We start from the raw sequence: 12,910 nt of genomic DNA, 5'->3' as shown, positions 1-12,910 counted from the left end.
GTAGCATGCGGCCTATGGCGAAAGCAGGCGCTTCCTTTGCGATCAAACGCATCTATGCGGAACCGGCGGACGACGACGGCTGCCGGGTTCTGGTGGACAGGCTCTGGCCGCGCGGGGTCAGCAAGGAACGGGCCCGGCTGGAGCTGTGGCTCAAGGAAGTCGCGCCGTCGCCGCCGTTGCGGCAGGAATTCGCCCACATGCAGGAGCGGTTCGAGGATTTCCGTGCCCAGTATGAGGACGAACTGGCCGCCAACCCGGCCGTCGGCCAGCTGCTGGAGCTGGCGGCACGGCACGGGAAGGTGACGCTGTTGTACGCGGCCCGCGATCCGGACGTGAACCATGCCAGGGTCCTGCTGGAATTCCTGGCAGCTGTGGGCCCGGGAGAGTAAGCGGTTCGCGGAAGTAAACAATGGGCCGGCCCGCCAACCGTTGGCGCTAGGGTGGTGCCATGACTGAGGTTTCCGCAAGCTCTGACGTGTCCACCAACAAAGCGGCTCTCGTGACGGGCGCCAGCTCCGGCATTGGCGAGGCCACCGTGCGCGCGCTTCGCGCCGACGGCTGGACCGTCTACGCCGTCGCCCGCCGCCAGGAACGGCTGGCCGCGCTGGAAGTCGAGACCGGCGCCGTCGCCCTCGCTGCCGACATTTCCGAGGACGCGGACGTCGCACGCCTTCTGGCCGAGGTGACCTCCGCCGGCGGGATCGACACGCTGGTCAACATCGCCGGCGGCGCCCGCGGGGCGGACCGGGTGGGCCAGGCCGTGACGGAGGACTGGGACTGGATGTACCGGGTGAACGTCCTCGGCACCATGAAGCTGACCCGCGCCTTCCTGCCGATGCTGCGCGAGAACGGTGAGGGCACCGTCCTGAACCTGACATCCACGGCCGGTCTGGCGGTCTACGAAGGAGGGGGTGGCTACAATGCCGCGAAGTACGCCCAGCACGCCCTGACCGGGGCGCTGCGGCTGGAAGAGGCCGAGCACAACGTCCGGGTCATTGAAATCCTCCCCGGCCTGGTCCAGACCGAGGAGTTCGCCCTCAACCGGCTGGGTGACGCCGAGGCGGCCAGCAAGGTGTACCAGGGCGTGGAGAAGCCGCTGACCGCTGAGGACGTGGCCGACGTCGTGCGCTACGCCGTGAGCGCGCCGCACCACGTGAACCTTGACGAGATCGTCATCCGCCCGGTGGCGCAGGCGTCGACCTACAAGCTGATCCGCAAGCAGGCCTGAGCCGGTTGGCCGGCCCCGCTAGCCGTCCACCGGAACGTCAAGCGTGGCCAGCACGGCCGCGTGGTCCGTTCCGGCGACGCGGTGCACGGCGTAGCCCGACGCCGGAATGCGCGGACTGGTGATCACATGGTCGATCGTGATGCCGGGCAGCGCCTGCCCGTCCATCGGCCACGTGGGCGTGAAGCGCGCCCCGGACGCCGTGCCGACGTCCACCAGCTTCCGGCCGCCCGGGCCGCCGTCGAGCAGCCTGCGGAACTCCGAGTGGTCGTAGGTGGCGTTGAAATCCCCGAGTAAGAGTTGATTGGGTGGCAGCTGGTTGCCCACGGCGTTCGCCCCGTTGCGCGCCACCAGCCGGCCCAGGGATTCCAGGTCGCTTCGCCACTGCCCCACGCGGACATCCACCGGCGGGAGGGTGTGCACGTTCGTGACCTCAAGCGTGGCGGCCGTACTGCCGCCACCGGCAACGGGCAGGGCCAGCCGGAAGCTCGGCATCTGGAACGGAGTGTTGGGAATCAGACCGATGGCCTGGATGGGGTGTTTTGAGTACGTCGCGCTGCCCGAGCCGTTCTCGGCAGGACTGCTGATCCTGTGGGGAAGGAGACTCCCCAGGCCCTCGGCGGCCAGCCGGTCCTCCAGTGCCTGGGTGTGCTCCTGGATGGCGAGCAGTTCCACGCTGTTGTCCCGGACCAACCGGACAATTTCGGCGGCGTCGGCCTTGCCGAAGCGGGAATTGATGCTCATCACCGTCAGCGGAACGCTGCTGCCGGATTCGGCGGGCCTCGCCAACGCCCCGCCCGCATCCGACCTGCCCGCGTCCGGCGCCCACAGCCAGAAAAGCTGGGCTCCCAGGAGCAGTACGGCAGCGGCCGTGATCAGGAGCCGCCGGCCCAGCAGCGCCAGGGCGAGTGCAAGGGCGGCAGGGATCACCAGCCACGGCGTGAAGGACAGCAGCTGGACCACCTGGGTGGGCCACTCGGCCGGGACAGCCCGGAAAACCGAAAGCCCCGCCACCGGCAGGAGGATGCAGAGTGCCAACACCCGGGCCGCAGCAGTCATGGCTCGAGTCTAGGCCGAGGGCCCGCATGGTTATGGCCGCCGCGGCCGCAGCAGTTAGACTGGAGCCAACAGCTTTGACCCGGCCATCACCGGTGAGCTTCCGGAAGAAAACCCGCCCCGCATTGCGGACAACCGATCGCAGGGGACCAGGCCAGTAGAACCGGACGGGTAAGCCCGTGACAGCAGCAATGAGCGGCCGTCGTCGAACTCCCTTGGGGCTGGGCGGCGGTAAGTGAGGTGGTACCGCGGTGCCGTGGTGTTTTATCCAACGCTGTTGGATGACTGCACACGCGCCGTCCTCGCATCCTGAATGTTCCACTTGTTCACCAGCTCAAACCAGGATGTCGAGATGACGTATTACCCCAAGGCCTCAGCAGTCCCGTCCGGTCCGGGCTCCTCTGCAGGAGTGTCCGCCTCCGTGAGGTTTCCGGAGATCGAAGAGCGGATCCTCAAGTACTGGGACCAGGACGGCACCTTCCAGGCAAGCATCGACCAGCGCAGCGCCGACCTTCCCGGCGGCGCCCCCGGCAGCAACGAATTCGTCTTCTACGACGGCCCGCCCTTCGCCAACGGCCTGCCGCACTACGGCCACCTGCTGACCGGCTACGCCAAGGACCTGGTGGGCCGCTACCAGACCCAGCGCGGCAAGCGCGTTGAACGCCGGTTCGGCTGGGACACCCACGGCCTTCCCGCGGAGCTGGAAGCCATGAAGCAGCTGGGCATGACGGACAAGACCCAGATCGAGGCCATGGGCATCGACAAGTTCAACGACGCCTGCCGCGCCTCCGTGATGAAGTACGCCAACGAATGGCAGGCGTACGTCACCCGCCAGGCTCGCTGGGTGGACTTCGACAACGACTACAAGACGCTCAACGTCGAATACATGGAGTCCGTGCTCTGGGCCTTCAAGCAACTGCACGAGAAGGGCCTGACGTACAACGGCTACCGCGTGCTCCCGTACTGCTGGAAGGACGAGACGCCGCTGTCCAACCATGAACTGCGCATGGACGACGACGTCTACAAGAACCGCCAGGACCAGACCGTTACGGTGACGTTCCCGGTCAAGGCGGGGGAATCGGAACTCTCGCGGCAGCTGGCCGGCGTCCAGGCGCTCGCCTGGACCACCACGCCCTGGACGCTGCCCACCAACCTGGCGCTCGCCGTCGGGCCTGCCATCAGCTACGCCGTGCTGCCCGCCGGACCGAACGGCGTCAAGGCCGCTTCCGCCGAGGCGCCCGTCACCGGCAGCTTCCTGCTCGCCGAAGACCTGCTGGGCACCTACGCGAAGGACCTCGGCTACGACGACGCCGGTGCCGCCGCGGCCGCCGTCACCTCCACCCACACCGGCGCCGAACTCGAAGGACTCACCTACGAGCCGCTGTGGCACGACTTCGCCGACACGGAAAAATACGGCACCCACAACGCCTGGCAGTTCCTCGTGGCGGACTACGTCACCACCACCGACGGCACCGGCATCGTCCACCAGGCCCCGGCCTACGGTGAGGACGACCAGAAGGTCTGTGAAGAGGCCGGCATCCCCGTGGTCCTCTCCGTGGACGAGGGCGCCAAGTTCCTGCACCTGTTCGCCCACGGCGACCTGCACGACATCGTCGGACTCCAGGTCTTCGAAGCCAACAAGCCCATCACCCAGGTGCTCCGCACACAGGGCCGCCTGGTCCGCCAGGCCAGCTACGAGCACAGCTACCCGCACTGCTGGCGCTGCCGCAACCCCCTGATCTACCGCGCCGTCTCCTCCTGGTACGTGGAGGTCACCAAGTTCCGCGACCGGATGTCCGAGCTGAACCAGGAGATCAACTGGATCCCCGGAAACGTCAAGGACGGCCAGTTCGGCAAGTGGCTCGCCAACGCCCGCGACTGGTCCATCAGCCGCAACCGCTACTGGGGCAGCCCCATCCCGGTGTGGCAGTCCAGCGATCCCGAGTACCCGCGCACGGACGTGTACGGCTCGCTCGCGGACATCGAGGCCGACTTCGGCCGGCTGCCGCTGAACAAGGACGGCCAGGTGGACCTGCACCGGCCGTTCATCGACGAGCTGACCCGACCCAACCCGGACGACCCCCGCACCCCCGAAGAGGGCCAGTCGGTCATGCGCCGCGTGGAGGACGTGCTGGACGTCTGGTTCGACTCGGGCTCCATGCCCTACGGCCAGGTGCACTACCCATTCGAGAACGAGGCCTGGTTCGACACCCACAACCCGGCCGACTTCATCGTGGAGTACATCGGACAGACCCGCGGCTGGTTCTACATGCTGCACATCCTGTCCACCGCGCTGTTTGACCGGCCGGCTTTCCGGAATGTCATCAGCCACGGCATCGTGCTGGGCTCCGACGGCCAGAAGATGTCCAAGAGCCTTCGCAACTACCCGGACGTCTCCGAGGTCCTGGACCGCGACGGTTCCGACGCCATGCGCTGGTTCCTCATGTCCAGCCCCATCCTGCGCGGCGGCAACCTCGTGGTCACCGAACAGGGCATCCGCGACGGCGTCCGGCAGGTCATCCTGCCGCTGTGGAACGTGTACAGCTTCTTCACGCTGTACACGAACGCCGCTGCCGGCGGCTCCGGCTACGACGCGAAGCTGCGGTACGACGGCTACACGGACACGTTGGACCAGTACCTGCTGGCCAACACCGGCGACCTTGCCCGGAACATGACAGCCCAGCTGGACACCTACGACATCTCCGGGGCCTGCGACGAGCTCCGCAGCTACCTGGACATGCTCACCAACTGGTACGTCCGCCGCAGCCGCCAGCGCTTCTTCGACGAGAACGCCGACGCCTTCGACGCTCTGTACACCGCCCTGGAAGCCGTGTGCCGCGTGGCCGCCCCGCTGCTGCCGCTCGTCTCAGAGGAAATCTGGCGCGGCCTCACCGGCGGACGCTCCGTCCACCTCGCCGACTGGCCCGACGCGGACCTGTTCCCGTCCAACGCCGCCCTGGTCGAGGCGATGGACCGCGTGCAACAGATCTGCTCCACCGGCTCCTCGCTGCGGAAGGCCGCCAACCTCCGCGTGCGCCTGCCGCTGCAGGAACTCACTGTCGTGGCACCCGGTGCAGATGCGCTGGAAGGCTTTGCCGCCGTCGTCGCCGACGAACTGAACCTTCGCTCGGTCCGTCTGCTGGATGCTGCCAGCGCCTCTCCGGAGGAGTTCGGCATCGAACAGAAGCTCGTGGTCAACGCCCGTGCCGCCGGTCCACGCCTCGGCAAGAACGTGCAGCTGGCCATCAAGGGCTCCAAGTCCGGCGACTGGTCCGTTTCCGACGCCGGTGTGGTCACCGCGGGCGGTCTTGAGCTGGAGCCGCAGGAATACACGCTGGAAACCGTCGTGGCGGAAGCCGCGGAAGGCGAAGGATCCCGCGCGGCGGCCGTCCTGCCGGGCGGCGGCTTCGTCGTGCTGAACACCGAGGTCACTCCCGAGCTCGAGGCCGAGGGCATGGCGCGCGACATGGTCCGTGCCGTCCAGCAGGCCCGCAAGGACGCCGGACTGAACGTCAGCGACCGGATCCGCACCATCATTCAGGCTCCGAAGGATGTCTTTGACGCCGTCCGGGCATACGAACAGCTCCTGACCACCGAAACGCTGACCGTTGAACTCGATCTCGGTTCCTCGGGTCCTGGCACGGAGCTGCAGATCACTGTCGAGAAAGTAAAGGCCAACTAAGCCATGACCGACGAATTCTCCGTGGAGAGCGTCTACGCCGAGCTGCTGGGCCGGGCGCCGGAAAACAAGATGGAGCCCCGGCTTGCGCCGCTGTTTCGCGCCATGGATGTGCTGGGGGAGCCGAACAAGGCCTACCCGATCATCCACATCACCGGCACCAACGGCAAAACCTCGACGGCCCGGATGATCGAGGCGGGACTGCGCGCCCACGGCCTCAGCACCGGGCGCTACACCAGCCCGCACCTGTCCAAGGTGACGGAGCGGATCAGCCTGGACGGCGCGCCTGTGTCCGACGAGACGTTCGTGCGCATCTGGGACGAGATCCGGCCGTACCTGCAGATCGTCGACGACGAGCTCACCGCCGAGGGCCAGCCCCGGCTGACGTACTTCGAGTGCCTGACCATCCTGGCGTTCGCCGTGTTCGCCGACCAGCCGGTCAATGTGGCCATCATGGAGGTGGGCCTCGGCGGCATCACCGACGCCACCAACGTGGGCGACGGCCAGGTGTCAGTGGTGACACCCATTTCCCTCGACCACACCGACCTGCTGGGTGACACCACCGAGGAGATCGCCTACGAGAAGGCCGGCATCATCAAGCCCGGCGGCTTCCTCGTCAGCGCGGCCCAGCCGCTGGACGCCGCGCAGGTCCTGCTGGAGAAGGCCAAGGAGGTGCAGGTGCCGTTCCGCTTCGAAGGGGTGGAATTCGGCGTCGAATCCCGGCAGGTCGCCGTCGGCGGGCAGGTGGTGACCGTCCAGGGCCTCGCTGGCCGCTACCCGGACCTCATGGTCCCGCTGCACGGCGCCCACCAGGCCGAGAACGCAGCCGTGGCCGTGGCAGCGCTGGAGGCATTCCTTGGCGGCGGCGAGAAGGAGCTATCCCTGGAGGTCCTGCAGGAGGCCTTCGCCACCGTCTCGTCCCCGGGCCGCCTGGAAGTCCTGCGGACGGCCCCGACCATCATCGTGGACGCGGCCCACAACCCGGACGGCATCCGTGCGTCGGCCGAGGCAATCCAGGAGGCGTTCAGCTTCAGCAAGCTGGTGGTCGTGGTGGGCGTGCTCAAGGAGAAGGACGCCGGGGAGATCCTGCGCCAGCTCAAGGAGTCACTGGGCGATTTGGCAGAGGAATTCTGCTTCACCCAGTCCAACTCCCCGCGGGCGGTGCCCGCCGCGGAACTGGCGGAGCTCGCCGTCGACCTCGGCTTCGGCGAGGAAAATGTGCACATCGCCGAGAAGCTGGATGACGCGCTGGAGTGGGCGGTGGAACGCGCCGAAGCCAACGACGACCTCGCCGGCGGCGTGCTGGTGACCGGCTCCATCACGCTGGTGGCGGACGCCCGCATCCTGCTTGGAAAGGCAGCCGCCTGATGGCGCGGCTCACCAAGGCCCAGCGTGAATGGCGTCCGGGCATGCCCAAGAAGCGGCGGTCCACCAAGGTCATGTTCGCCTCGACGGTCCTGCTGCTGGAGGCCTTCGTGGTCTTCTTTGCCGCCCTGGCGGTGTTCGGCCTGCGCCGCGCCGAGATCTCCCCGGCGCTGATCCTCGCCGTGGGCATCGGGCTGAGCGTGGTTCTTATTCTGGCCTGTGCCGTTCTGTCCAAACCGTGGGGCGTGGCGCTTGGCTGGGTCCTGCAGGTGGTGCTCATCCTTTCGGGCTTCGTGGAGCCCATGATGTTCCTCGTGGGTGCGCTCTTCGCCCTGGCCTGGTGGTACGGCATCAGGGCCGGCATCCGGATTGACCGCGAATCCGCCCAGCGGGTACGCGAGCAGGCTGAATGGGACGCCGCGCATCCGGAAGCCGCCGGCAATGAAGGCGCTGGCACTGAAGGCGCTGGCACTGAAGGTTCAGGCCAGACCCCGTAGACTTACCGGGAAACCCACAACCAACCTCATTGGAGCAACTGTGAGCATTGAGCGCACCCTTGTCCTGATCAAGCCGGACGGCGTCACCCGCAACCTGACGGGCGAAATCCTCAGGCGGATCGAAGCCAAGGGCTACACCCTGGCCGAACTCAAGAAGACCAACGCCAGCCGGGAACTGCTCGAGCAGCACTACGAGGAGCACGTGGGCAAGCCGTTCTACGAGCCGCTGGTGGAGTTCATGCTGAGCGGTCCCGTAGTGGCAGCGATTTTCGAAGGCCACCGGGTCATCGAAGGCTTCCGCTCACTGGCCGGCACTACAGACCCGACGACGGCGGCCCCCGGCACCATCCGCGGCGACTTCGGCCGCGACTGGGGCCTGAAGGTGCAGCAGAACCTGGTCCACGGTTCTGACTCGGTGGACTCGGCCGAACGCGAAATCAAGATCTGGTTCCAGGCCTGATCTTTCCGACAGGTTAAGCGCGAACTGGCAGCTAACGCCCTCAAAAGCTGATTCTGAGGGCATTGACTGCCAGTTCGCGCTTTTTTCTTTCGGATTAGAAGCCTGAGGTGCCGGCGAACACCTGGATGAATGCGAAGAAAATCGTGGCGATCACGGCGACATACAGCAGTGCGGAGATGATCCAGCCGGAGTCGCCCAGGATCCGGGCCAGGCCTGCCGGCGCCGGAATCACGCCGTGGACGACGTTCCGCACGGTGACCCAGACGAAGAGCGGGATCATCGCTGCCCAGACAATCATGCAGAACGGGCACAGGATGTGGATGGAGTACAGCGCCTGGGACCACAGCCACACCACGAAGATGAAGCCGAGGGTGATCCCCGCCTGCAGCGCAAGCCAGTACCAGCGGGCGAACCTGGCACCGGCAAGAAGGGCCATTCCCACGGTGGTCGTGATGGCGAAGGCGACAATCCCGATGAACATGTTCGGGAAGCCGAAGACTGAACTCTGCCACGTCTGCATGACCTGGCCGCAGGAAATCCAGGGGTTGACGTCGCAGACGGTGGCGTGGTTGGGATCCTTGAGGACCTCAAGCTTTTCCAGCACCAGGATGCCGGATGCCAGCCAGCCCACCACGCCGGTGATGACCAGCAGCCAGCCGAAGGGGCGGTCGCGTGTCGTGGCCGGTACGGCGGCACGGGCCGTAGCCGCGGCGGGCCCGGCGCCGGCCTGGTGGTCCTGTTCGTAGTCCGTGCCCGTGGAAGGCGAAGTGCGTGGCATGGGATGGCGTCCTTTGTCTGGGGGTGCTCCTGCCCAGATTGTATCGCCGCCAGCTTGACGCCGCCTGTACCCGGGGCCCACGGCGGCATGACCGGCTTTGTCACACAATTACAGTTTATTTGAACGGCAATATGAGAGAATAAACGTGGCTGGAGCGCGAACCACATTCGAACTCCAGTCCGGTGGCTTGTTCCCAAGACCGCCAATGAGCAGTGGTGCAGGCTTCGGAAAGAGATCCAGCCTCCCACCTTCCATTGGACGGCACCTGGTTGTGGCTGTTAGAAACAACGGGTTCCAGTAACAATCCCGCCGGCCTGTCAGGCCTGCCGCACCCCACTGCCGGTGCGAGCCTGCTGGTATCCAATTGACTTCTGTCAATGCCTGCGGGTTTTGACAATATGTGCCCCAATGGGTGCCGAATGTGGCGGCACGTCAGGGGCAGGAGTGTTGCCACATATGGATAATGACCAGGTTATAGCCGTTAATGAAGATTCGGCTGCCGCCGGCGAAACCGCCGAGGCTCCCAAGAAAGCCACCAGGACCCGGCGCAAGGCCGCGCCCAAGGTTAAGGAAGCGGACACGGAGCCACTGACGTCTGAAGGCGCAGTGCCTGAAACCGCTGTGCCTGAAACCGCCGTGCCCGAAGCCGCAGTGCCGGAGCCGGCCGCCGAAACCGCAGAAGCACCGGCCAAGGCCCCGGTCCGCCGGACCCGCGCCCGGAAGAAGGTCGCCGAAGAACCGCTCCCCGCGTTTGCGGAAGCCGCCGTGGCGGAAGGCGATGTGCCGGAAGCTGACGCGGAGGCTGCCGCCACTGAGCCGGCCGCCGAGGCGCCCGCAGCCGAGGCGCCGGCCGCCGAATCCAAGCCTGTGCGCCGCCGCCGGGCAACAAAGCCGAAAGCCACCGAACCGGCCGAAAGCCCCGCTGAGTCACCGGAAACTGTAGAGGCGCCCGCTGCCGTAACGGCCAGCGAACTGCCGTCCGGCGGGCAGGCCGAAACGCCCGCCGAGGCCGCCGCTGCCCCGGCACCTGCATCCGAAGCAGCCCCCGCCGAACCGGCGGCTGCACAGGAAGCCGCTGCACAGGAAGCCGCTGAACAGGAAGCCGCTGCCGAGGAAGAGGCTGAAGACGAGGCCGCCGGGCAGTCGCCCCTGGGTTCGCTGTTCCTGGAACCGGCATCAGTGACGTCGATCATCTTCCAGGCGCCTGACCTGAGCACAGCCGTCCGTCCTGCGGCTCCCGCCAAAGAGGAGGCGGCCGCCGAGGAGGGCGAGGACGAGCTGGAGGACGACGGCGGCCGGCGCCGCAGGCGCAGCCGCGGACGCCGCGGCCGCAGCCGGACCGACCGCGAGATCACAGACGGCGATGAGGGAACAGACGATTCCGACGAGGCCCTCGAGGACGAAGGTGGGCAGCCGGAAGACGGCGTGACGTCCCGCCGTCGCCGTCGCCGCCGCCGCGGTGACCAGGACCTGGAACTGACCGGCGGGGGAGAAGACGATCCCCCCAACACGGTCACCCGCGTCCGCGCCCCCCGGGCCATCAGCGAGGCGCCGGCGAGCAACCGCGTGACCAGCGTCAAGGGATCCACCCGCCTGGAGGCCAAGAAGCAGCGCCGCCGCGAATCGCGGGACACCGGCCGCCGCCGCACCGTCATTACCGAGGCCGAGTTCCTGGCCCGGCGGGAATCCGTGGACCGCCAGATGATCGTCCGCCAGCGCGACGACAGAATCCAGATCGGTGTCCTGGAAGACGGCGTCCTCGCCGAGCATTTCGTCTCCAAGACGCAGCAGGATTCCCTGATCGGCAACGTCTATCTGGGCAAGGTCCAGAACGTCCTGCCGTCCATGGAAGCTGCCTTCGTCGACATCGGACGCGGCCGCAACGCGGTGCTTTACGCCGGTGAAGTCAACTGGGACGCAGCCACCCTCGAGGGCAAGCAGCGCCGGATCGAGAACGCGCTCAAGTCCGGCGACTCCGTCCTGGTCCAGGTCACGAAGGATCCGGTGGGCCACAAGGGTGCGCGGCTGACCAGCCAGATCTCGCTGCCCGGCCGGTACCTCGTGTACGTCCCCGGCGGATCCATGACGGGCATCTCCCGCAAGCTGCCCGACGTCGAACGCAACCGCCTCAAGCGCATTCTCAAGGACCGCCTCCCCGAGGACGCGGGCGTCATTGTTCGCACGGCCGCCGAAGGCGCCTCCGAGGAGGAGCTGACCCACGACATCAATCGCCTCCGTGCCCAGTGGGAGGGCATTGAGAGCCAGGCGACGTCCACCAAGGTCCTTGCCCCGGAAGTGCTCTACGGCGAACCGGACCTGACCATCAAGGTTGTGCGCGACGTCTTCAACGAGGACTTCTCCAAGCTGATCGTCTCCGGCGACGAAGCGTGGGACACCATCGAGGCTTACGTCACCTACGTTGCCCCGGACCTGGTGGGCCGGCTCGAAAAGTGGACCAGGGACGAGGACATCTTCTCCGCCTGGCGCATCGACGAGCAGATCCACAAGGCACTGGACCGCAAGGTATTCCTGCCGTCCGGCGGCTCCCTCGTCATTGACCGGACCGAAGCCATGACGGTGGTCGACGTCAACACCGGCAAGTTCACCGGCAGCGGCGGCAACCTCGAAGAGACTGTCACCAAGAACAACCTTGAAGCAGCCGAGGAAGTTGTCCGGCAGCTGCGCCTGCGCGACATCGGCGGCATCATCGTCATCGACTTCATCGACATGGTGCTGGAGTCCAACCGCGACCTGGTCCTGCGGCGGCTGGTGGAGTGCCTGGGCCGTGACCGGACCAAGCACCAGGTGGCCGAAGTGACATCGCTGGGACTCGTGCAGATGACGCGCAAGCGGATGGGCACCGGGCTCCTGGAGGTCTTCGGCGAGCAGTGCGAGGCATGTGCCGGGCGGGGTGTCGTCACCCATGACGAGCCGGTGGAGCACCGCCGCGCCAACACCGTGGCCGCAGAGCACCATGTGCACCGTGCCGAGGTCCAGCCGCCTGCCCGGACAGAGCGGAAGCGCCGCCGCGGCAAGGGCGGACAACCGTCCTCCGAGACAGCTCCGGCCGCCCCTGCTGCACCGCACCACCCGGAGCCGTCGGAAGCAGAACGCCACGCCAAGGCTGAAGCGACCCGTGCTGCCCTCGCCAATATCGCGGCAGCGGCCCATGCCGCGCACTTGCATGAGGACGCAGCGCACAGCGCCGCGGCGGCGGGTGAGGCTGCCCGGCCTGCCGCGCCCGCGGCCGCTGCACCGGAAAGCCCCGTGGTGCACCGCACTCCGGAGACGGAGAGCGTCTCCGGACGGCCTGGCGCAGTGCTCACGTTCGGTGGCGAAAAAGTGGTTCTTCCGTTTGTCGATCACAGCGACGAGCCGGTCAAGGAAGCGCCGGCCCTGACGCTGGACCGCCTGGAGGAAGCCTTCGCCCACCTCGGTGCCCCCGTTGCCCCCGAGGAGGAGGCGCCCGGGGAGGTTCCCGCGCCGGCCCGCCTCCAGGAAGGGCAGCAGCAGTCGGCAAGCCAGCCCGCCGCAGGCCAGCCTGTGGAAAGCCCCGCTGCTCCGTCCCGCGCCCGACGGCCGCGCCGCAATCGCAGTGCCAGCCGTGCCCAGGGTGCAGCCAACGAGACATCCGTGGAACACCACGAAGTTTCGCCGGCTGCTGCCGCCGGGCACTCGCACGAGGCCAAGGCGCCTGCGGCGGCCAACGCGCCGGCGGCTCCGGCGGCTTCGCAGTCGGCCAGCGAGCCGATCATTTTGGGCGTCGGAGTACCGGCCTCGGAACTGTAGGACAAACGGGCTCCGGGCTGACCGGCTCCGAGCTGACTGACGCCGAGCCCATGGCTAAAGG

9 protein-coding genes are annotated in these 12,910 nt (G+C 67.2%); 7 read left to right on the top strand and 2 right to left on the bottom strand.

Annotated elements, in window-relative coordinates; genetic code table 11:
* Positions 1-14 precede the first annotated feature (14 nt).
* Together ACFQ50_RS13555 and ACFQ50_RS13550 are read left to right on the top strand one after the other, a co-directional pair.
* Entirely contained in the window at positions 15-389 is a 375-nt protein-coding gene (locus ACFQ50_RS13555; RefSeq protein ID WP_377996065.1) for a DUF488 domain-containing protein, read from the top strand.
* Between the two features lie 59 nt (positions 390-448).
* Positions 449-1,228 carry an SDR family oxidoreductase gene (locus ACFQ50_RS13550; protein WP_377996064.1) on the top strand — a complete coding sequence of 260 codons (780 nt, stop codon included), beginning with the start codon at positions 449-451 and terminating at the stop codon, positions 1,226-1,228.
* Between the two features lie 18 nt (positions 1,229-1,246).
* Here ACFQ50_RS13550 and ACFQ50_RS13545 read toward each other — a convergent pair whose 3' ends face one another.
* A complete protein-coding gene (locus ACFQ50_RS13545) occupies positions 1,247-2,284 on the bottom strand; it encodes an endonuclease/exonuclease/phosphatase family protein (protein ID WP_377996063.1) in 1,038 nt (345 codons plus the stop codon).
* Positions 2,285-2,633: 349 nt separating this feature from the next.
* On the opposite strand from ACFQ50_RS13545, the gene ileS reads away from it, so the two are divergent.
* Genes ileS through ndk form a run of 4 tightly spaced genes read left to right on the top strand, consistent with a single transcriptional unit; the run spans position 2,634 to position 8,282 of the window.
* Entirely contained in the window at positions 2,634-5,963 is a 3,330-nt protein-coding gene (gene ileS, locus ACFQ50_RS13540) for an isoleucine--tRNA ligase (RefSeq protein ID WP_377996062.1), read from the top strand.
* 3 nt (positions 5,964-5,966) lie between these two features.
* On the top strand, positions 5,967-7,328 hold the full coding sequence (locus ACFQ50_RS13535; protein ID WP_377996061.1) for a bifunctional folylpolyglutamate synthase/dihydrofolate synthase: 1,362 nt from the start codon (positions 5,967-5,969) through the stop codon (positions 7,326-7,328).
* Positions 7,328-7,822, top strand: a complete 495-nt coding sequence (locus ACFQ50_RS13530) for a DUF4233 domain-containing protein (RefSeq protein ID WP_377996060.1) — start codon at positions 7,328-7,330, stop codon at positions 7,820-7,822. Before ACFQ50_RS13535 ends, ACFQ50_RS13530 begins: the two co-directional genes overlap by 1 nt.
* A gap of 40 nt (positions 7,823-7,862) precedes the next feature.
* Entirely contained in the window at positions 7,863-8,282 is a 420-nt protein-coding gene (gene ndk / locus ACFQ50_RS13525) for a nucleoside-diphosphate kinase (RefSeq protein ID WP_377996059.1), read from the top strand.
* A 94-nt stretch (positions 8,283-8,376) separates the two neighbouring features.
* On the opposite strand, the gene ACFQ50_RS13520 is transcribed toward ndk, so the two are convergent.
* The gene (locus ACFQ50_RS13520) at positions 8,377-9,060 is read right to left on the bottom strand and encodes a vitamin K epoxide reductase family protein (RefSeq protein ID WP_377996058.1); all 684 of its coding nucleotides are present in this window, start codon (positions 9,058-9,060) and stop codon (positions 8,377-8,379) included.
* Between the two features lie 456 nt (positions 9,061-9,516).
* Here ACFQ50_RS13520 and ACFQ50_RS13515 point away from each other — a divergent pair, with 456 nt between their 5' ends.
* Positions 9,517-12,849, top strand: coding sequence for an Rne/Rng family ribonuclease (locus ACFQ50_RS13515; protein ID WP_377996057.1), 3,333 nt, complete (start codon positions 9,517-9,519; stop codon positions 12,847-12,849).
* Positions 12,850-12,910 lie beyond the last annotated feature (61 nt).

It is taken from the genome of Arthrobacter sp. NPDC056493, assembly GCF_042795115.1.
Taxonomy (GTDB): Bacteria; Actinomycetota; Actinomycetes; order Actinomycetales; family Micrococcaceae; genus Arthrobacter.
This window is presented reverse-complemented; position numbering and strand designations above follow the sequence as displayed.

What these genes read in the sequence shown, in the direction of transcription:
- ACFQ50_RS13535 (WP_377996061.1), top strand. Translation starts at nt 5,967, where the DNA reads ATGACCGACGAATTCTCCGTGGAGAGCGTCTACGCCGAGCTGCTGGGC.
- ACFQ50_RS13530 (WP_377996060.1), top strand. Translation starts at nt 7,328, where the DNA reads ATGGCGCGGCTCACCAAGGCCCAGCGTGAATGGCGTCCGGGCATGCCC.
- ACFQ50_RS13550 (WP_377996064.1), top strand. Translation starts at nt 449, where the DNA reads ATGACTGAGGTTTCCGCAAGCTCTGACGTGTCCACCAACAAAGCGGCT.
- ACFQ50_RS13515 (WP_377996057.1), top strand. Translation starts at nt 9,517, where the DNA reads ATGGATAATGACCAGGTTATAGCCGTTAATGAAGATTCGGCTGCCGCC.
- ACFQ50_RS13520 (WP_377996058.1), bottom strand. Translation starts at nt 9,060, where the DNA reads ATGCCACGCACTTCGCCTTCCACGGGCACGGACTACGAACAGGACCAC.
- ACFQ50_RS13555 (WP_377996065.1), top strand. Translation starts at nt 15, where the DNA reads ATGGCGAAAGCAGGCGCTTCCTTTGCGATCAAACGCATCTATGCGGAA.
- ileS (WP_377996062.1), top strand. Translation starts at nt 2,634, where the DNA reads ATGACGTATTACCCCAAGGCCTCAGCAGTCCCGTCCGGTCCGGGCTCC.
- ACFQ50_RS13545 (WP_377996063.1), bottom strand. Translation starts at nt 2,284, where the DNA reads ATGACTGCTGCGGCCCGGGTGTTGGCACTCTGCATCCTCCTGCCGGTG.